Here is a 17,468-nt window from a genome sequence, read left to right as displayed (position 1 = left end):
GGCCGCCAGCACTCACTCAAGGAGAGTCCATGCGTATCTTGCTGGTCGAAGACGAAGCGCCGTTGCGCGAAACCCTTGCCGCGCGCCTCAAGCGCGAAGGCTTCGCCGTCGATGCCGCCCAGGATGGTGAGGAAGGCCTCTACATGGGCCGTGAAGTTCCCTTCGATGTGGGCATCATCGACCTGGGCCTACCGAAGATGTCCGGCATGGAGCTGATCAAGGCGCTACGCGACGAGGGCAAGAAATTCCCCGTGCTGATCCTGACCGCGCGCTCCAGCTGGCAGGACAAAGTGGAAGGCCTGAAACAAGGCGCCGACGACTACCTGGTCAAGCCCTTCCACGTGGAAGAGCTGCTGGCGCGCGTCAACGCACTGCTGCGTCGTGCCGCCGGCTGGAGCAAGCCGACGCTGGAATGCGGCCCGGTGGCGTTGGACCTGGCGGCACAGACCGTCAGCGTCAATGGCAGCAACGTCGATCTGACCAGCTACGAATACAAGGTGCTGGAATACCTGATGATGCATGCCGGCGAACTGGTCTCCAAAGCGGACCTTACCGAGCACATCTACCAGCAGGATTTCGACCGCGATTCCAACGTGCTTGAAGTCTTCATCGGGCGTCTGCGCAAGAAACTCGACCCGGATGGCGAACTGAAGCCGATCGAAACCGTGCGTGGCCGCGGCTACCGGTTCGCTATTCCGCGTAGCAACGAGGACTAATGCCCTCGGGGAAGGGCGTCGATAAGCCGACGAGGACCGCCGGCCGCGGAGGATTCGGCGGCTGGCGTCCGCGTTCGTTGCGCACGCGCCAATTGCTGGCGGCCAGTCTTGGACTGGTCGCTTTCTTGGCATTGGCCGGTTACGCGCTTGACCGGGCCTTCGTCAGCACCGCTGAGCAGAATCAGCGGCAGCGGTTGCGCAGCTACGCCCTGGCCTATACCGAAAAGCTCGATTTCGATCGCGCCGGCGAAGTCATTCCGCTGGATGTCCCGCCCGATCCGCGCCTGGATATGCTGGACAGCGGTCTTTACGCGGAAGTCGTGCTGCCGAAGAGCTATTGGAGTTCCACCTCCACCTTGGGACTGGTGCTGCCGGAATCTCCGTTGCTGGGGCCGATGGAGGAATCATTCGAAGGACCGCTGCCGATTACCCGGCTCAACGGCGAATCCAGCACCGTCTACCGCTACGGCATCGGGTTTGTCTGGCCGGCCCGGCGCAACAATCCGGAATTCCCCTACACGATCTATGTGCTCGAAGATGCGCAGGTCCTGCGATCGCAAGTACGCGTCTTCCGTGGGGCTTTGTGGGTCTATCTGGGCAGCGCCGGCCTGATCTTGCTGCTACTGCAGATGCTGGTACTGCGCTGGAGCCTGCGCCCGCTGAAGTACGTGGTCAGCGAATTGACCCGGGTGCAACGTGGCGAAGCTTCCGGGATGAGTGAGCGCCATCCGCGCGAACTGGAGCCATTGACCGAAAGCATCAATGCCTTCATCGAGAGCGAGCGCGAAAACCTGGACCGCCAACGCAATACGCTGGCCGATCTTGCGCATAGTCTGAAAACGCCGCTGGCCGTGTTGCGCACGCAGCTGGATGCCGGCGTCGATAGCGAAACGTTGCGAGAGGAGTTGGATATCCAACTCAAGCGCATGAACAACTTGGTTTCGTATCAATTGACGCGTGCGGCTTCCAGTGGACACAAGTTGTTCGCCGCCCCCGTATCCATCGAACCTCACGCCGAGGAAATCGTGCGCGGCCTGGAAAAGGTCTACGCCGCCAAGGGTGTGTTGTGCGAGTTCGACATCGATCCGAAAGCCCGCTTCCACGGTGAACCCGGCGATTTGCAGGAACTGATGGGCAACCTGCTGGAGAATGCGTTCAAGTGGGCGCGTTCACGCGTGCTGTTGACCGCACGCCCGGGTGCCGCCGTCGCCAATCGTCGCGCCGGCCTGTTGCTTGCAGTTGATGATGACGGCCCCGGCATTGCCGAGGACGATGTGGCGCATATCCTGCAACGCGGCGTCCGCGGCGACGAACGTGTGCAGGGCCACGGGATTGGCTTGGCGATCGTGCAGGATCTGGTGCGCGGCTATCGCGGTGAGCTGCATGTGCGGCGGTCCGAGGAACTCGGCGGTGCGCGCTTTGAGGTCAAGCTGCCGCAAGGTTTGTAGGATTACGCATAAGCGCCGTAGCGCCGTAGCCCGGATAAGCGAAGCGCATCCGGGGCGAGCGTCATGGAGATCATGCATTTACCCGGATGCGGCCTGCGGCCTTATCCGGGCTACGGCTCTACAAGAACGGCGGTGGCCCATAGAAACGCCGCAGGTGCGCGGCGACTTCCGGCATGGCTTTTCGCAGCAGTGCCGGTGCGGAGAAATGATATTCGCTGGCGACAGCGAAGAATTCCTCGGGTGCTTCCGCCGCATAGGCATCGATCAGCGTTTCTCGGCCGGCGTCCACCTCGTTGCAGAAGAGGTCGTAGGCGCGTTGGAAGTCATCGGCCCAGCGGCGGTGCCATTCGCGCGGTAGCGGCGGTGTGCCGTCCATCTCGCCATCCAGTGCATCCAGCTTGTGCGCCATTTCGTGCACGGCAACGCAGAAGCCTTCCTGTGGTTCCGCCAAATCCGCCTGTACGTCTTCCCATGACAGGATCAGCGGCCCGGCACCCCAGGATTCGCCAGCCAGGTCGTCCTCCCATTCGTGCAGCACTCCGGCGGCGTCGGTATGGCTGCGATGCACGCGGAAGGCATTCGGATAAACGATCAGTTGCGACCAGCCGCGCAATCCGGATTCGCCAAACTCCAGCAACGGCAAACAGCACAACGCCGCCAGCTGGATGCGTTGCGCCGCATCCAGCGTCAGTCCCGCGACGGGGGTAATGGTTTTTTGATGAAGGAAACGAGCGCTCAACACCTGCAAGGCGCCATCGCGTACCGCATCCAGTGCGATCAGCCACGGGGTTGCCGCGCGGACTTGCTGCCAGAGCGAGGAATCTATCGGGGGCGGGGAACGGCCGAACCGCCGCAGCAGACCAAACACCGTATCAGCGGAACATGCCCGGCAGGAAGCTGTGCCACTTGGAGCCTCGGGAACGCGGCAGCGCGTTATCGTCCCCGCCGCCGCCACGCGTGGATGCCGGAAGAGCGGCGGCTGCAGCGGCGGTAGGCCGTGCGTATTTGTTACGCACCGCCGTTGCCCTGGGGCGACTTTCTACCGGTAAGGGATTTTCCACCGACTTGTCGGCGATTTCCTGGCAATTGGTGGCATTGGTCTGCACGCCGCGCCCGCTCTGAGCCAGAGCCGTTGCGGAAGCGCAAATCAGCAGCAGAGCGAAGCTGGCGCGAAGCATCGGAAACTCCATCCTAGAAGGTGCGGCCACCAGTGGAAGCTGGGCGAATATAGCCGGAAATCGAACCGTCGGCATGAACCGGCCCGCCGATGCGCCCAGACGTGCCAAAACTTCGCTCAGGCGAGGCGTTTTCCCGCGGCGCTGCTGCGACGCAGCGAACCAGGCCTGCCTGAGAATGACCACTTCAGGGGCGGCACGGGAGGTCCGCTGCCAACCGCACCGCCTGCCGAACACCCGCCCCGATACCCGCCGAGCCGCAGGCGACCGTGCTTCATAATGCGATGCATGCTGATGCCCCCCATATTGCCTGCCTTCTGCTTTTTTCCCCCTCGGGCCCAAGGTTGCCCATGAGCGGCGAGCGCGAGCTGCTGTTGCGGTTGGCCGCAGGTCCGACCACCGGCGATGCGCTGGCGCAGGGAACCGGGTTGACTCGCGCCGCCGTATGGAAACGCATCGAAGCCTTGCGTGAGGCAGGTGTGCGGATCGAAGCCCAGCCGGGCCGGGGATATGCGCTTGCGGATCCGCTGGAACTGCTGGAGCGCGACGACATCATCCACTTGCTGCCGTCCGAGCTTCGTCCACGCATCTCTGCATTGGAGGTGGCGTGGGCGCTGGACTCGACCAACAGCGAACTGCTGCGCCGCCAGACGCCAGCGGGTGGTGCGACGGTGTTGCTGGCAGAACAGCAGACCGGCGGGCGAGGCCGGCGTGGGCGTGCGTGGGCATCGCCGGTCGCGGCCAATCTCTATCTTTCCATTGCCCGGCACTTTTCCGGGGGGCTGGCACGCTTGGGTGGACTGAGCCTGGTTGCCGGCGTCGCCGTGGCGGAGGCGCTGCGGGCGAGGGGATTCGCCGATGTCGGTCTGAAGTGGCCTAACGATCTGGTGGTGGGTGGGCGCAAACTCGGCGGATTGCTGGTGGAGGGCGGCGGTGAGCACGGCGGTCCTGTCCGTGCCGTAATCGGCGTTGGCATCAATGTGAGGATGCCGGAGGCGTTCGCCGTGACCATCGACCAACCATGGATTGATCTTGCCGGCATGGCTGTCTCGCTCCCGTCACGCAATGCCATTGCCGCGCAAGTGCTGACGCAGTTGCTGCCGGTGCTGGACCAATTCGACGAGGAAGGACTGGCACCCTTCCTGTCGCGTTATGCCCACCTCGATGCGCTGGCGGGGCGGGAGGTGATGATCCACTCCGCCGCGGGAACGGAGCAAGGTTTCGCGGAAGGCATCGCCGCCGATGGCGCGCTGCGAGTACGCATGGGCGGGCAGACGCGCAACGTGCATGCAGGGGAAATCAGTGTGAGGGCACAATGAAGCATTGGTTGTTCGATCTGGGGAACTCGCGGCTGAAATGCACGGTCGTGGATGAAAACGGCCGCATGGGCGAAATCATTGCCCTGGGACACGATGAATCCACATTCGCGGCTGCCCTGGATGACGCGTTACCCACACGGGAGGTTTCGGCCTGCTTGGCCAGCGCGGCTTCGCCAGGGCTGACCGCCATGGTGCTGGACGTCCTGACAACGCGATTCCGGAGTATTTCCATCGCCCGCACCCAGCGCGCTTTCGCCGGTGTTCGCATTGCCTATGAAAATCCGGCGAAGTTGGGCGTGGACCGTTTCCTGGCCCTCATCGCGGCGCGCGCGCGCGCGCGCAGGGCATGGCTGGTCGTCGGGGTGGGTACCGCAGTGACGGTGGATCTACTGGATGCGCAGGGACGGCATCACGGCGGCCGCATCGGTCCTTCGCCGCGACTGATGCGCGAAGCGCTGCACCGTGCTGCTGGCCACCTTCCCGCGCAGGGCGGCGAGTACCACGAGTTCGCCGGCGACACAGAAGACGCGTTGGCCTCCGGCTGCGACGGAGCTGCCTTGGGTCTGGTGGAGCGCAGCCTGCAACGGGCCACGATCTTGCTGGGCGATAAGCCAACCTTGCTGCTGCATGGCGGAGGCGCCGAACCTTTGCTGCCTCAGTTGGCGTCTGCCGAACACGCGCCATCGCTGGTGCTCGAAGGACTGGCGCAATGGGCGCGCGCGGGTACCCCGCGCACTGGGCTGCCATCGCAGTCGCCCTGTCCATGACGCGCGGCACGCATTCTTCTCATTCTTGTCCTGCAATCGCTGAGTTGCAGCGTGATCTATCCCAATAGCGTTAGCAGGCCCTAGAATCGCCGCATGCTGATTCGCGCCCTGATCGTCTTGCTGTTCGTACTGAACTTGGGCGTAGCCGCGTGGTGGATTACTCGCCCCGTACCGGAACCGCCGCTTCCGCCGGAACTGCCGGCAGGCGTAGCGCGCCTGCAGCTGGTCGAAGAACCGCAGGCGAAGACAGCATCGCCCGGCTCAGATACGCTATCGCCCGCCGTTACCGCGGCAGCACCGGCCGAACCGCAGGCATGCTTCAGCGTGGGGCCCTTCGTCGATACCGCTGCCGCGAGTGCGGCGCTGGAAAAACTACGGCCGCAGATCTTGCGTTCCAAACTGCGTGAAGTGCCGGGTGTCAGCGCCAGCGGCTATCGCATCGTCCTGCCTCCCGCGGCCACCCGGGAAGAAGCGCAAGCCAATGCGCAGAGGATCGGCGCGGCCGGCTTCAACGATTTTCTGATCATGAACAGTGGCGAAGAGATCAACAGCATCGCCCTGGGCCGATATCGCAGCCGCGAAAGCGCGGAACGCCGATTGTCAGCGCTGCAGGCGGCAGGATTCCCCGTGCAGATGCTGCCGGCGGGTCGCGCTCCTCCCTCCAGGTGGTGGCTGGATGTAGGCGCCACAGCCGCGGCCGATCCCGCCGGATGGGCCGCGCAGGTGGGTGGGACTGTGCCGCAATCGCTCGATTGCGCCGCACTGCGGTAGAATCTCCGCCCGCGCCGGGCTCGGCGCCGGGTCTTCCATGTGCCGCTTTAGCTCAGCTGGTAGAGCAACCGCCTTGTAAGCGGTAGGTCATCCGTTCGATTCGGATAAGCGGCACCAAATCCCTCGCTGCCATGTTGCAGCGCCACAGTCCGGTCATGCGGACGCGGCTAGACTCTGCTCCCCTGGTCTGTTTGCCGAGCCTGCTTATGAGCCGTGTGTTCCCCGCCGTTTCCCTGATCGGTGTGCCGACCGACGTCGGTGCCGGTCATCGTGGTGCGCGGATGGGACCGGATGCCTTGCGCATCGCCGGCTTGGGCGAGGCGCTGGCGGCACGCGGCGTGGATGTGGTGGACACCGGTAATGTCGAAGGTCCGCGCAATCCCTGGCAGAACCCGGTACAGGGATACCGGCATCTGGACGAAGTGGTGGCCTGGAATCTCGGGCTGATGGAGGCAACGTATGCCGAGCTCCAGAAAGGCCGCCTGCCCATCATGCTGGGTGGCGACCATTGCCTGGCCATCGGCTCCATCACTGCCGTCGCCCGGCACTGCCGCGAGACCGGTAAGCAGTTGCGGGTGCTGTGGCTGGATGCGCATTCGGACTTCAACACCAGCGAGGTGACCCCGTCGGGCAACATCCATGGCATGCCGGTGGCCTGCCTGTGCGGCATCGGCCCTGAAGCGCTCACCCGGCTGGGCGGCGATGCGCCGGCGATCACGCCTGCAATGATCCGCCAGATCGGAATCCGCTCGGTGGACCCGGAAGAAAAGCGACTGATCAAGGATCACGCGATCGACGTCTACGACATGCGCTACATCGACGAAGTTGGCATGAAGCGCACGATGGAAGCCGCACTGGATGGCGTGGACGAAAACACTCATTTGCACGTCAGCTTCGATGTGGATTTTCTGGATCCCAGTATCGCGCCGGGTGTCGGCACCACGGTGCCCGGCGGACCGAACTATCGCGAGGCGCAATTGGTGATGGAGATGATCGCCGATACCGGTCGCATGTCATCACTGGATATCGTCGAGTTGAATCCGGTGCTGGACCGTCGCAATCGCACCGCCAAACTCACTGTCGATCTGGTGGAAAGCCTGTTTGGAAAATCCACGTTGATGCGGGACTGAAAAGCCACGGCCGGCTGAGTTCGGACTGAACGCGTCGAGGCGAAATTCACGTCCCTTGAACAGTCTTCTCAGCATGGTGGAGACAAGCCGCAATCGTGTGGCCGCGGAAGGCGGCGCAGGCGCGGATGCTGTCCCACCACCAGAGGAGTCGAACATGAAACGTACGATCGCTTTGTTGTTGATGGCGATGTTCTCGAGCGCCACACTGTCCGCCTGCAACACCATGGCCGGCGCGGGCGAGGACGTCCAGAAGGTGGGCGAGAAGGTGGAAGACAAGGCTGAGGATTGCAAGGACGGTAAGTGCTGACAGCCCTTCGCTCCTGATCCCGGTGCCTGCGGGCACTGCCATGAAAGGGCCGGGCGACCGGCCCTTTCCCGTATCCGGGGTGGCGATGGTCAGCTGCGATGCAGCATGTTCTAATCAGACTTGCTGCCGGTGCGGAAGCGTGTCGCCGCGGTCATGACCGCCGAGCGGGGCTTCCACCTGATCCAGCGAATAGTCCAGAGGAGTCGGTTATGAAGCGTACTGTAGCGTTGATGTTGGTGGCCCTGTTTTCGATCGCCGTCTTGTCCGGATGCAATACGGTCAACGGCTTCGGCAAGGATGTGCAAAAGGTTGGCGAGAAAGTGGAAGACGCGTCCAGCAAATAAAGTGCGCGGATCGTCTCAGAAGAACGGACTGCCACTGGCAGTCCGTTTTTTTTTGAGGGTTTGGCGGAGACCGCAAAGGATAATACGAAATTGACGCCACATTGATCGTTGCCAAACGCGACAATTGCGATCCTGCACGTGCGGCACTTTCCACCGCGAGACGTGAGGACATTCCATGAACAAGGACATCATTGCCGGTAACTGGGAACAGATCAAAGGAAAGGCCAAAGCCAAATGGGGCGACCTGACCGACGATGTATTCGACGTCGCCGAAGGCAACTCCCAATATCTCGCTGGCAAACTTCAAGAGCGCTATGGCTGGGACCGCGACCGGGCAGACAAAGAAGTCCGTGACTTCGAACGGAGTCTCAAAAGCGATAGGCATTGATTACACCCCGGTATAGACCTCGGGGTTCTTTCAGAAAAACAACGGGCCTTACGGCCCGTTGTTTATTGGGCACGCTCAACGGCGGGGTGGATCCGCCACGAAGCCTTCAGGAAATGCTTCCGGCCGGTCGTGGAAACGCGAACGGTCGCGCCAGCGCGGAATGACGCCCAGTGCAATCAACCGATGATGGTCGTCATAGCGCAGTTGGGTGAGCTGGGCCGGGCTGCGGCTTGCGCGCGAGAAATCGGTACGACCCACGGGCGACCATTCCCGCTGCCCATGTCCCGTGCCGATGCTCTGCCGGGCAGCCGATTTCGCACTCGATTCTTCGGCGATGGCGTCGGCAGTGGCGGCAGGCGCCGAAGCGCTACGTTCACCCAGGCTGCGCTCGCGTCCGTCATAGCCGCGCGCGATCGGTGGCGCCGCGGGCGCGTAGTAGCGCGGCCGCGCTTCCTCGAACACGGCTACGCCGATGACGCCAACGTTGCGCGGGCGTCCGGTGCGGGCCGCGTAGCTGTCGCCCAGGTCGGTGAAAACGAATTGGGCGATGTCATCCAGCGATTTCCGCCAGCCCGCGATTTCCGTGGTTTCCCAGGGCGCCAGCACATAACCCGCCTGGGAGGCGGCGGCGGTTTGGCCGGTGACCGCATTGACACCATCCACGGACAGCACTACCAGCACTCGCTCGCCGGTGGTGTTGGTCAAGCGCACGCTGTAGCGGTGACCGGGCATTCCCGCCACCCAGGTATCGCCGCGGTGAGGATACTGCGGTAACCACTGGCCGCTGTCGCGATCGACCACTGCGACGTCCACCAACGGTCTGGCGGATGCGGGGGCGCATCCAACCGTGGCCAACAAACCGACGATAAACAGAATGTTCCGGAACATAAGGGCGCTCTCCTGGGTGGACAGCAGGAAGAACGCGCCGTGGTCCGGAACGGGGTTGGCCGCCGCAGCGGTTAAACTTGCCGGGTTCAGTCTCTTCCGATCAGATAATGACCACCCGCGTTCTTACAGGCATCACCACCTCCGGCACTCCGCATCTGGGCAACTATGTGGGGGCTATTCGCCCGGCCGTCGCGGCCAGCCACACCGCCGGTGTGGAAAGCTTCTACTTTCTGGCCGACTATCACGCCCTGATCAAGGTGCAGGAGCCGTCGCGCGTACAGCGCTCCACGCTGGAGATCGCTGCCACCTGGCTGGCTTGCGGGCTGGAACCGGACAAGGTGTGGTTCTACCGGCAGAGCGATATTCCCGAAATTCCCGAACTCACCTGGCTGCTGACCTGCGTGGCAGGCAAGGGCATCCTTAACCGCGCTCACGCCTACAAAGCGGCCGTGGACAAGAACCGCGCCGACGGCGAGGACGAAGACGCGGGAATCACCGCCGGATTATTCATGTATCCGGTGCTGATGGCAGCCGATATCCTGATGTTCAAGGCGGCCAAAGTGCCCGTTGGCCGCGACCAGATCCAGCACATCGAGATGGCGCGCGATTTCGGCCAGCGCTTCAACCATCTGTTCGGTCAGGATCATTTCGTGCTGCCTGAGGCAGTCATCGAGGAGAGCGTTGCCACGCTGCCCGGGCTGGACGGACGCAAGATGAGCAAGAGCTACGACAACACCATCCCGTTGTTCGCGCCACGCGGCGAGTTGAAGAAACTCATCGCTTCCATTGTCACCGACTCCAGAACGCCGGGCGAGCCCAAGGAGCCGGAAGGCTCGCATGTGTTCCAGCTGTATCAGGCGTTCGCGTCGTCAGAGGAAACGCAGCGCATGCGGCAAGCCTTTGCCGAGGGGATCGGCTGGGGCGATGCCAAGCAACAGCTATTCGAGCGCATCGATGCCGAAGTGGCGCCACTGCGCGAGAAATACGAGTCATTGATCGCCCGACCCGTGGAGATCGAAGCCATCCTGCGTGACGGCGCTCAGCGTTTGCGCGCCAAGTACGCCACACCGTTCATGACCGAGCTGCGGCACGCGGTAGGGCTGCGCGATCTTTCGAGGCAGCCGGCCGTGGTGCGTGACAAGGCAGCGGAAAAGGCAGCGCTGCCGCAGTTCAAGCAATATCGCGAGAAAGACGGCCGTTTCTATTTCAAGCTGCTAGACGGTCAGGGCGAATTGTTGATCCAGAGCAACGGTTTCGATTCACCAAAAGATGCGGGTCAGTTAATCGCGGTGCTGAAGCAGGTCGAGCGCGCCGATGGCATGGAAACGCCAGACATCACGTTGCTGGTGCCAGCCGATGATGTGCTGGCAGCGTTGCAGCGTATTCGCGAAGCGGAGGCCTGATGCCTTACCTGGCCATCATTCTGTTTCTGCCGTGGTTCCTGCTGTTGGGAACGCTGTTCTGGCTGTTCCCGCGCCAGCCACGCAACGCGGCGCGCAAAGGCTTTGACGCCGCGACGCTGGTCATCGCCTTTGTGCTGAGTTTCCTCGGTATGCAATGGGGTTACGCGCTAGGCGCGGCGGATGTCGGAGCCGGCGCCATCTGGAAGCAGGTAGTGGCAACGCTAGTTGCGTATGGGGCGTTTCTCGCCGTGCTGACAATGGCGGTGCCGCTGCGTACGTGGTGGTTGGCGCGGAAGTGAACGGCTACGAATGCCACCTTGTGGGAGCGACGCAAGTCGCGACCGGACAGGTCTCCGGTTGCGACTTGCGTCGCTCCCACAAGGCGGCATTTGGCCGTGCTAGCTAGTGGTTCGTGCCAAGCGATCTGTAGAATCTAGTTTCATCGCCGATCACCATAGACACATGAACGATCACGGCATACACACCGTCGACACCGCGTTTCAGCGTGATCATTTCGATGCGGCTTATTTGATCGTCGAGAACGGCCGCGGTGCCTTCATCGATTGCGGCACGTCGTATTCGGTACCGCGCCTGTTGGGCGCCCTGAAGGACGCCCGCCTATCGCCCGTCGAGGTCGATTGGCTGGTGGTGACGCATGTGCATCTCGACCACGCCGGCGGTGCGGGCGCCTTGATGACGCAGTTGCCGAATGCGCGATTGGTGGTTCATCCACGCGGTGCGCCGCACATGATCGATCCGGCAAAACTCATCGCAGGCGCCACCGCGGTTTACGGCGAAGAGGAGATGGCACGCAGTTATGGACGGATTCTGCCGGTGCCGGAGGGGCGTGTAGTCCTAGCCGAAGACGGTCATCGCATTGACCTGGCAGGCCGCGAGCTGCTCTGCATCGATACGCCAGGGCACGCCAAACACCACCTGTGCGTATGGGACGGACGCAGCCGCTGTTGGTTCACCGGCGACACCTTTGGCCTGTCCTATCGCGAACTGGATAGCGATCAGGGCGCGTTCGTGGTGCCGACCAGCACGCCGGTGCAATTCGAGCCGGAGGCGCTGAAGAGTTCCATCGCGCGGCTATTGTCCTATTCGCCTGAAGGTATGTACCTGACCCACTACGGGCGTATCGAGGATGTCGAGAAACTGGCGGGCGATCTGTACGAACAGATCGATAGCATGACCACCATTGCACGCGACTGCGATGGCGGTGACAACAGACACCAGTGCATGACCGCCGCGCTGACCTCGCTTTATCAAGACCGAGCACGCAAGCATGGCTGCCTGCTGGATGATGCTGGCGTAGCGCGAGTATTGGCCATGGACATCGAGCTCAATGCGCAGGGATTGGCGAGCTGGTTGGATCGGGATCGGCGTTAGTCTCTCCTTGTAGGGACGGACTTTGTCGGTAGGAGCGCCGTCTCGGCGTGAGCTTTGACCAGCTTTGCTGTTGAAGAGCTCTTTGCTTCTATCGCAATCCGACAGAACGAGTTCGCGCCGAGACGGCGCTCCTACAGGGAGTGCGGCGCATGGTTGATCGCTTTACACTTCCCGGTGATTTGATCGGAGTACCACCACATGAAAAAAACCGCCTTCGGCTTGGCCTTGCTGTCCCTATTCGTGCTCTCCACGCACGCGGCGGAACTCCCCGGCGTTGGCATCAGCGCAGACAACCTATCCCGTCACGTTCGCATCCTGGCGTCTGAAGAGTTCGAAGGCCGTGCACCGGCCACGCCGGGCGAGGACAAGACCATTGCTTATCTCACCGAAGAGTTCCGGAAAGCCGGAGTGCAACCCGGCGGAGAAAAAGGCGGCTGGACGCAAGCGGTACCGTTGGTGCGCGCGCAAGTGGATGGATCGGTGGAGGCGACGCTGAGTGTGGCAGGACGCCAACAGAAACTGACCAATGGCGAAGATCTTGTGCTGCAAAGCCTGAATCCGGTGGAGCGCGTGCAGGTCGAAAATGCGCCGCTGGTTTTTGTCGGCTACGGCATCGAGGCACCGGAACGCGGTTGGGACGATTACAAAGGCACCGATCTGACCGGAAAAATCGCAGTCGTGCTGATCAACGATCCGGACTTCGAAACGCCGAAGCCCGGTGCGTTCGAGGGAAAGGCGGTAACGTATTACGGTCGCTGGACCTATAAATACGAAGAGCTCGCACGACGCGGCGCTACCGGTGTGCTGATCGTGCATGAAACGGCGCCCGCGGCTTATGGCTGGGCGACGGTGAAGAGTTCGGGCTTGTCGCCGCTGTTCGATATTCCGCGCACCGATGCCGCCCGTTATCACACCCTGCTGCGTGGATGGATGCAGCGTGACCTTGCGGTGTCGCTGTTCAAGCGCGCGGGACTGGACTTCGAAGCGGAGAAGAAGAAGGCGCAGCAGGCAGAGTTCAAACCGGTAGCGCTCGCTGACGCGACACTATCGGCTGCGTTTGCCATCAAACGCGACCAAGTGGTTAGTCGCAATGTCATCGGCAAGCTGGTCGGCACGCAGCGTCCCGAGGAAACGGTGATCTATTCGGCGCATTGGGATGCGTTCGGTGTAGGTGAGCCGGATGCCGACGGTGACCGCATTCGCCATGGCGCGGTGGACAATGCCACCGGGGTAGCGGCAGTGCTGGAGTTGGCGCGCGTTTACGCCGCCGGCCCGCGTCCGCAGCGTTCGCTGCTGTTCGTTGCGTTGACCGCGGAAGAAAAGGGTCTGCAGGGTGCGACTTATTTCGCCGCGCAACCGCTGGTGCCGCTGGAGACCACGGCGGCGGTGATCAATATCGAGATGCTGAGCCCGGATGGTCCCACGCGCGATATCGCGTCGTGGGGCAAAGGCCGGGTTTCATTGGAGGGCGATCTGGAGCGTGTGGCGCAAGCACGTGGGCGTACCTATTCGCCTGATCCCAATTTGGAGGCCGGTTTCTTCTACCGCGCCGATCATTTTGCGTTCGCGCGAGCGGGCGTTCCAGCGATTACGGTGGGTGCGGGCCTGGACCGTATTGAAGGTGGCGTGGAAAGCGGCAAGGCGCTGCGCGAAGCGTATTTCGCCAAGTGCTATCACCAGCCCTGTGATGCTTGGAACAAGAGCTGGGACGCCAGCGGGCAGGCGCAGGATGTGACGCTGCTTTACGACCTGGGCCACGGTATCGCCAACAGCGCCGCCTGGCCTCGATGGCAGGAAGGTTCGGAATTCAAAGCAGTGCGGGATAAGAGCGAGGCGGCGCGGAAGTAAGCTAACTGCTTCCTTGTGGGAGCGATGCAAGTCGCGACCGGAAAAACGAAGAACCGGTGCGCTTCAACTGATGCGCGACAGTTAGCCGTACAGGGTTCTGCAGCCTTCCGGTCGCGACTTGCATCGCTCCCACAAAAGAACAGCGCCTACTTCCAAGTATTCGCTTCCCCACGCGAACTATCTTCATCCATCGGCACGATACAGAAGCGATGACCGGTCGGCGCTTCCATCACCCACCAGCGGCCACGCACGCATTCGATGCGCTTTGCACCCAGTTTCTCCAGGCGTGCCGCTTCGGCTTCGATGTCATCAGCTTCGATGTCCAGGTGCACGCGCGAGGGGTGCGACACCTTCTGTACCTCGATGTGCAGTCCGCCGGGACCTTCCTCGAACTTGTCGTAGATGCCCAATCCGCCGTCATCGGCGCTGACGACTTTCAGCCCCAGCGCCTGGCTCCAGAAAGCGGAAGCGGCAGGCAGGTCATCGGTCTGGCTGTCGATGATGAAACCCGCAAGGCGGCTGCGATGAGTCATGCGATTTCTCCATAGGGCGGGCCTGGCCCGCCATTGCCATTTTTCCATCACCGATGGCCATCATCGAAGCGATGGTTCGAGAACAAAATCTTACGGCCGCAACGTTATGCGGAAGCAAAAAGCCAAGGATCCTTCGGTCGGCTCCTGCCCGTCATTTCGATCGTTATCGATACGGCCGAAAGATGGTAATGGCGGGTAGAGACCCGCCCTACGTCACTGCGGCAATGCCAAGTCGTCGATCAGTACTTTCAGGAAACGCGCCGCCTCGCCGCCCGTGCAGGCGCGGTGATCGAAGGTCACCGACAAAGGAATGATCTTGTGCGATTCGAAACCGCCCATCACCGGAGTGACCTGGTGGCGTGCACGGCCGGCGGCGACGATTGCCACGCACGGCGGTACCACGACCGGCGTGGCGTAGCGGCCGGCGAACATGCCGAAATTCGACAGCGAGATCGTATAGCCGGTCAATTCCGAAGCCGGGATGCTGCGGTCCTGCACCTGTGTGCGCAGGCGATTGACGCCCTCACGGACGCCGTGCGCATCCAGGATGTCGGCGTTGCGCAACGCGGGCACGAACAAACCGTCATCGGTGTCCACGGCGATGCCGACGTCGACCTGCGGGTGCAATGTGCGGCTGAGCTTTTCGCCGTCGAACCAGGCATTCATCGCCGGCACGGCCTGGCAAGCACGGACGATGGCACGGATCAATCGCACGGTGACATCGTTGCCCGGCTGCCATGCGTGGACATCGGCATCGTCGCTCAGCGTGGTCGGCACGACCTTGGCGTGAGCGTCGGCCATCACCCGCGCCATATTGCGGCGAACGCCTTTTAGCTGTTCCGGCTGGCCGCTGACAGAGACCCCCGGCGGCTGCGTGCGCATGGGCTTGCCTGAAGCGGAGAGGGTAGTGCGGTCGTTCGGTCCCCGTGCCGTAGAAGGAGGCAAGCTCTCATTCGCTGCGCTGGGCAGGCGCGCCTGTGTTGCACGCGGGAGAGGTGTTCCAATCTTCGCAGAACCCTCTGCTGCCGCTTGTTTGACGTCGGCCATCGTGACCACGCCGTCGCTGCCGGTGGCGCGCACCCGGCTAAGATCCACGCCGAGTTTCTTCGCCATCGCACGCACGGCCGGCATTGCTTTGACGCCGCCGACCGAGGAAGCCTGCTCCTGATGCACCGTATTCGACGACTGCATGGCGCCGACGACAGTGCCCGCGTCATCGCGCTCGCCGCCGTCGCTGCCGCCCTGCGCTTCGGACGGCGCGGGCTGCACCGGCAACTGACCGCCTTCGTCGCTGGCGACCGCCTTGCCTGCCGCGCCGGCCGCCGGTGTGCCCGCGCCATGGTGGTGGCCGGTGTCCTGGCCTTCCGCGCGCTGCGGCAGGTGGGGGTCGGGTTCGAACTCGGCCAGCATGTGGCCGGTGACGACTACATCACCCGCATTGCCTGCCAGTTTCAACACCTTGCCGGACACCGGTGACGGCACTTCCACTACCGCCTTGGCGGTTTCCATCGATACCAGCGGTTCGTCCAACCGGATCACATCGCCTTCCTTGACGAACCATTCCACGATGGTCGCGTCGGGCAGGCCTTCGCCCAGATCCGGAAGGTTGAAAGTTTTGCTGTCGCTCATGCGTTGTTCTCTTCTGCAAGCTTTTCTTCGAAAGGTTCCAAACTGCGCGCGGGGATCCAGCCAGCCTGGCCGAGTACATTCTCAGCCCACCACCAATCCGCCGTTTCATGGTGCAGGGTCAGGATCTCGCCCGTTTCCGCATCCAGTTCGCGCGTGTCGTAATCATCTATCGCCGTTGCTGGGCCGTGCTCTGTATCGAACATCGATGCCGGAATCCAGCCCCCCAATCCGCTGGCCAAGGTTGCCCAGACGAAATGCGGCCACTCCACGTCGCGGTCGCCCAGCGTCACGATATCGCCAGGCGCGATGCGGATGGCTGGGCGATCCGGCGCGCGGTGCGCCCTGATGACCCGTGCCCGCCGCATCAGCCTGCGGCCAGCGCGCGCTTGGCCGCGGCGACGATCTTCTCCACGCTGGGCAGGTACTTCATCTCCAGACGGAACAGCGGGATATGCGTGTCGTAGCCGGTGACGCGTTCGACCGGTGCCAGCAGGTCGTACATGGAATGCTCGGCCAAGCGCGCCGCGATTTCCGCGCCGAAGCCCGCCGTACGCGGCGCCTCATGCACGATGACGCAGCGGCCGGTCTTGCTGACCGATTCGGCGATGGTGTCGAAATCCAGCGGCTTCAACGTGGCCACGTCGATGACTTCGGCGCTGATGCCTTCGCCCGCCAGTTTTTCCGCGGCTTCCAGCGTTTCTTTTACCTGCGCGCCCCAGGTCACCAGGGTCACATCGGTGCCGTCGCGCAGCACGAAACATACGTCCAGCGGCAGCGCTTCGCCATCATCGGCCACCACTTCCTTGTACTGGCGGTAGATGCGCTTGGGCTCCATGTAGATCACCGGATCCTGGTCGCGGATCGCGGCCAGCAACAGGCCATAGGCGCGTTGCGGCGAGGAAGGCATGACCACGCGCAGGCCGGGCACGTTGGTGAAGATGGATTCGTTGGCTTCGCTGTGATGTTCCGGCGCGCGAATGCCGCCACCCCACGGCACGCGCAACACCATCGGGCAGTGCAGCCGCCCACGCGTGCGATAACGCATGCGCGCGGCGTGGCAGATGATGTGGTCGACCATCGGATAGACGAAGCCGTCGAACTGCGCTTCGGCCACGGGCTTCATGCCTTGCGCGGCCAAGCCGACGGTAAGTCCGGCGATGGTAGTTTCATCCAATGGTGTATCCAGCACGCGGTCGGAACCAAAGCGCTGCTGAAGTCCTGCGGTGGCGCGGAACACGCCGCCGTTCACGCCCACGTCTTCGCCCAGCACCAGCACGGAATCATCGTGCGCGATCTCCCACGCCAGCGCCTGGGTGATGGCCTCGATCAAGGTGATGGCGGTTGGCGTGGCAGCAGTGTTGGCGGCTGCTACGGAAGGTGCTGCGGTGGTTTTCTCGGGTTTCATCACGG

The 17,468-nt window shown here is 62.8% G+C and carries 19 protein-coding genes, 1 tRNA gene and 1 pseudogene; 14 read left to right on the top strand and 7 right to left on the bottom strand.

What is annotated here, in order from left to right; genetic code table 11:
* Positions 1-29: 29 nt before the first annotated feature.
* Both AADW18_RS16475 and AADW18_RS16470 read left to right on the top strand, forming a co-directional pair.
* Positions 30-716: a response regulator transcription factor gene (locus AADW18_RS16475; protein WP_337344481.1), complete on the top strand. Its 687-nt coding sequence runs from the start codon at positions 30-32 to the stop codon at positions 714-716.
* Positions 716-2,164 (top strand): sensor histidine kinase, encoded by a 1,449-nt coding sequence (locus AADW18_RS16470; RefSeq protein WP_337344480.1) that lies wholly within the window; start codon positions 716-718, stop codon positions 2,162-2,164. The genes AADW18_RS16475 and AADW18_RS16470 overlap by 1 nt, the downstream gene beginning before the upstream one ends.
* A 118-nt stretch (positions 2,165-2,282) precedes the next feature.
* Here AADW18_RS16470 and AADW18_RS16465 read toward each other — a convergent pair.
* Both AADW18_RS16465 and AADW18_RS16460 read right to left on the bottom strand, forming a co-directional pair.
* A pseudogene (locus AADW18_RS16465) lies at positions 2,283-3,070 on the bottom strand (M90 family metallopeptidase).
* Positions 3,037-3,342 (bottom strand): hypothetical protein, encoded by a 306-nt coding sequence (locus AADW18_RS16460; protein ID WP_337344479.1) that lies wholly within the window; start codon positions 3,340-3,342, stop codon positions 3,037-3,039. The pseudogene AADW18_RS16465 and the gene AADW18_RS16460 overlap by 34 nt, the downstream one beginning before the upstream one ends.
* A 347-nt stretch (positions 3,343-3,689) precedes the next feature.
* On the opposite strand from AADW18_RS16460, the gene birA reads away from it, so the two are divergent.
* The 8 genes from birA (at position 3,690) to AADW18_RS16420 (ending at position 8,365) form a co-directional block, all read left to right on the top strand.
* On the top strand, positions 3,690-4,658 hold the full coding sequence (gene birA, locus AADW18_RS16455) for a bifunctional biotin--[acetyl-CoA-carboxylase] ligase/biotin operon repressor BirA (RefSeq protein WP_337344478.1): 969 nt from the start codon (positions 3,690-3,692) through the stop codon (positions 4,656-4,658).
* On the top strand, positions 4,655-5,425 hold the full coding sequence (locus tag AADW18_RS16450; protein ID WP_337344477.1) for a type III pantothenate kinase: 771 nt from the start codon (positions 4,655-4,657) through the stop codon (positions 5,423-5,425). The genes birA and AADW18_RS16450 overlap by 4 nt, the downstream gene beginning before the upstream one ends.
* A 93-nt stretch (positions 5,426-5,518) precedes the next feature.
* On the top strand, positions 5,519-6,196 hold the full coding sequence (locus tag AADW18_RS16445) for an SPOR domain-containing protein (RefSeq protein ID WP_337344476.1): 678 nt from the start codon (positions 5,519-5,521) through the stop codon (positions 6,194-6,196).
* A 41-nt stretch (positions 6,197-6,237) separates the two neighbouring features.
* Positions 6,238-6,313, top strand: a tRNA-Thr gene (locus AADW18_RS16440).
* Between the two features lie 89 nt (positions 6,314-6,402).
* Positions 6,403-7,326 (top strand): arginase, encoded by a 924-nt coding sequence (rocF, locus tag AADW18_RS16435; protein ID WP_337344475.1) that lies wholly within the window; start codon positions 6,403-6,405, stop codon positions 7,324-7,326.
* Between the two features lie 154 nt (positions 7,327-7,480).
* Positions 7,481-7,633, top strand: coding sequence for an entericidin A/B family lipoprotein (locus AADW18_RS16430; protein ID WP_337344474.1), 153 nt, complete (start codon positions 7,481-7,483; stop codon positions 7,631-7,633).
* 209 nt (positions 7,634-7,842) lie between these two features.
* The gene (locus AADW18_RS16425; protein WP_337344473.1) at positions 7,843-7,977 is read left to right on the top strand and encodes an entericidin A/B family lipoprotein; all 135 of its coding nucleotides are present in this window, start codon (positions 7,843-7,845) and stop codon (positions 7,975-7,977) included.
* 175 nt (positions 7,978-8,152) lie between these two features.
* Positions 8,153-8,365 carry a CsbD family protein gene (locus tag AADW18_RS16420; protein ID WP_337344472.1) on the top strand — a complete coding sequence of 71 codons (213 nt, stop codon included), beginning with the start codon at positions 8,153-8,155 and terminating at the stop codon, positions 8,363-8,365.
* A 75-nt stretch (positions 8,366-8,440) separates the two neighbouring features.
* Here AADW18_RS16420 and AADW18_RS16415 read toward each other — a convergent pair whose 3' ends face one another.
* Complete coding sequence (locus AADW18_RS16415) at positions 8,441-9,253, bottom strand: hypothetical protein (RefSeq protein WP_337344471.1); 813 nt, start codon at positions 9,251-9,253, stop codon at positions 8,441-8,443.
* 107 nt (positions 9,254-9,360) lie between these two features.
* Between AADW18_RS16415 and AADW18_RS16410 the strand changes: the two genes are divergently transcribed.
* The 4 genes from AADW18_RS16410 to AADW18_RS16395 all read left to right on the top strand — a co-directional run bounded on the left by AADW18_RS16410 (position 9,361) and on the right by AADW18_RS16395 (position 13,896).
* Positions 9,361-10,656 carry a tryptophan--tRNA ligase gene (locus AADW18_RS16410; protein ID WP_337344470.1) on the top strand — a complete coding sequence of 432 codons (1,296 nt, stop codon included), beginning with the start codon at positions 9,361-9,363 and terminating at the stop codon, positions 10,654-10,656.
* Positions 10,656-10,955: a hypothetical protein gene (locus tag AADW18_RS16405; RefSeq protein WP_337344469.1), complete on the top strand. Its 300-nt coding sequence runs from the start codon at positions 10,656-10,658 to the stop codon at positions 10,953-10,955. Before AADW18_RS16410 ends, AADW18_RS16405 begins: the two co-directional genes overlap by 1 nt.
* A gap of 163 nt (positions 10,956-11,118) precedes the next feature.
* On the top strand, positions 11,119-12,048 hold the full coding sequence (locus tag AADW18_RS16400) for an MBL fold metallo-hydrolase (RefSeq protein ID WP_337344468.1): 930 nt from the start codon (positions 11,119-11,121) through the stop codon (positions 12,046-12,048).
* 198 nt (positions 12,049-12,246) lie between these two features.
* Positions 12,247-13,896, top strand: coding sequence for a M28 family metallopeptidase (locus AADW18_RS16395; RefSeq protein WP_337344467.1), 1,650 nt, complete (start codon positions 12,247-12,249; stop codon positions 13,894-13,896).
* A gap of 146 nt (positions 13,897-14,042) precedes the next feature.
* Here AADW18_RS16395 and AADW18_RS16390 read toward each other — a convergent pair whose 3' ends face one another.
* The 4 genes from AADW18_RS16390 to AADW18_RS16375 all read right to left on the bottom strand — a co-directional run bounded on the left by AADW18_RS16390 (position 14,043) and on the right by AADW18_RS16375 (position 17,463).
* Positions 14,043-14,429: a VOC family protein gene (locus AADW18_RS16390; RefSeq protein WP_337344466.1), complete on the bottom strand. Its 387-nt coding sequence runs from the start codon at positions 14,427-14,429 to the stop codon at positions 14,043-14,045.
* A gap of 213 nt (positions 14,430-14,642) precedes the next feature.
* Positions 14,643-16,058 carry a dihydrolipoamide acetyltransferase family protein gene (locus tag AADW18_RS16385; protein WP_337344465.1) on the bottom strand — a complete coding sequence of 472 codons (1,416 nt, stop codon included), beginning with the start codon at positions 16,056-16,058 and terminating at the stop codon, positions 14,643-14,645.
* Positions 16,055-16,423 carry an SH3 domain-containing protein gene (locus AADW18_RS16380; RefSeq protein WP_337344464.1) on the bottom strand — a complete coding sequence of 123 codons (369 nt, stop codon included), beginning with the start codon at positions 16,421-16,423 and terminating at the stop codon, positions 16,055-16,057. The genes AADW18_RS16385 and AADW18_RS16380 overlap by 4 nt, the downstream gene beginning before the upstream one ends.
* Complete coding sequence (locus AADW18_RS16375; RefSeq protein ID WP_346842734.1) at positions 16,423-17,463, bottom strand: alpha-ketoacid dehydrogenase subunit beta; 1,041 nt, start codon at positions 17,461-17,463, stop codon at positions 16,423-16,425. Before AADW18_RS16375 ends, AADW18_RS16380 begins: the two co-directional genes overlap by 1 nt.
* Positions 17,464-17,468 lie beyond the last annotated feature (5 nt).

Source organism: Pseudoxanthomonas sp. CCNWLY206-1, assembly GCF_039710385.1.
GTDB lineage: Bacteria > Pseudomonadota > Gammaproteobacteria > Xanthomonadales > Xanthomonadaceae > Pseudoxanthomonas_A.
Note: the sequence above shows the minus strand (reverse complement) of the source record. Positions and strands in the feature narration are given on the sequence as shown.

What these genes read in the sequence shown, in the direction of transcription:
- AADW18_RS16405 (WP_337344469.1), top strand. Translation starts at nt 10,656, where the DNA reads ATGCCTTACCTGGCCATCATTCTGTTTCTGCCGTGGTTCCTGCTGTTG.
- AADW18_RS16420 (WP_337344472.1), top strand. Translation starts at nt 8,153, where the DNA reads ATGAACAAGGACATCATTGCCGGTAACTGGGAACAGATCAAAGGAAAG.
- AADW18_RS16380 (WP_337344464.1), bottom strand. Translation starts at nt 16,423, where the DNA reads ATGCGGCGGGCACGGGTCATCAGGGCGCACCGCGCGCCGGATCGCCCA.
- AADW18_RS16415 (WP_337344471.1), bottom strand. Translation starts at nt 9,253, where the DNA reads ATGTTCCGGAACATTCTGTTTATCGTCGGTTTGTTGGCCACGGTTGGA.
- AADW18_RS16400 (WP_337344468.1), top strand. Translation starts at nt 11,119, where the DNA reads ATGAACGATCACGGCATACACACCGTCGACACCGCGTTTCAGCGTGAT.
- rocF (WP_337344475.1), top strand. Translation starts at nt 6,403, where the DNA reads ATGAGCCGTGTGTTCCCCGCCGTTTCCCTGATCGGTGTGCCGACCGAC.
- AADW18_RS16430 (WP_337344474.1), top strand. Translation starts at nt 7,481, where the DNA reads ATGAAACGTACGATCGCTTTGTTGTTGATGGCGATGTTCTCGAGCGCC.
- AADW18_RS16390 (WP_337344466.1), bottom strand. Translation starts at nt 14,429, where the DNA reads ATGACTCATCGCAGCCGCCTTGCGGGTTTCATCATCGACAGCCAGACC.
- AADW18_RS16470 (WP_337344480.1), top strand. Translation starts at nt 716, where the DNA reads ATGCCCTCGGGGAAGGGCGTCGATAAGCCGACGAGGACCGCCGGCCGC.
- AADW18_RS16460 (WP_337344479.1), bottom strand. Translation starts at nt 3,342, where the DNA reads ATGCTTCGCGCCAGCTTCGCTCTGCTGCTGATTTGCGCTTCCGCAACG.
- AADW18_RS16395 (WP_337344467.1), top strand. Translation starts at nt 12,247, where the DNA reads ATGAAAAAAACCGCCTTCGGCTTGGCCTTGCTGTCCCTATTCGTGCTC.
- AADW18_RS16475 (WP_337344481.1), top strand. Translation starts at nt 30, where the DNA reads ATGCGTATCTTGCTGGTCGAAGACGAAGCGCCGTTGCGCGAAACCCTT.
- AADW18_RS16410 (WP_337344470.1), top strand. Translation starts at nt 9,361, where the DNA reads ATGACCACCCGCGTTCTTACAGGCATCACCACCTCCGGCACTCCGCAT.
- AADW18_RS16425 (WP_337344473.1), top strand. Translation starts at nt 7,843, where the DNA reads ATGAAGCGTACTGTAGCGTTGATGTTGGTGGCCCTGTTTTCGATCGCC.
- AADW18_RS16375 (WP_346842734.1), bottom strand. Translation starts at nt 17,463, where the DNA reads ATGAAACCCGAGAAAACCACCGCAGCACCTTCCGTAGCAGCCGCCAAC.
- birA (WP_337344478.1), top strand. Translation starts at nt 3,690, where the DNA reads ATGAGCGGCGAGCGCGAGCTGCTGTTGCGGTTGGCCGCAGGTCCGACC.
- AADW18_RS16450 (WP_337344477.1), top strand. Translation starts at nt 4,655, where the DNA reads ATGAAGCATTGGTTGTTCGATCTGGGGAACTCGCGGCTGAAATGCACG.
- AADW18_RS16445 (WP_337344476.1), top strand. Translation starts at nt 5,519, where the DNA reads ATGCTGATTCGCGCCCTGATCGTCTTGCTGTTCGTACTGAACTTGGGC.
- AADW18_RS16385 (WP_337344465.1), bottom strand. Translation starts at nt 16,058, where the DNA reads ATGAGCGACAGCAAAACTTTCAACCTTCCGGATCTGGGCGAAGGCCTG.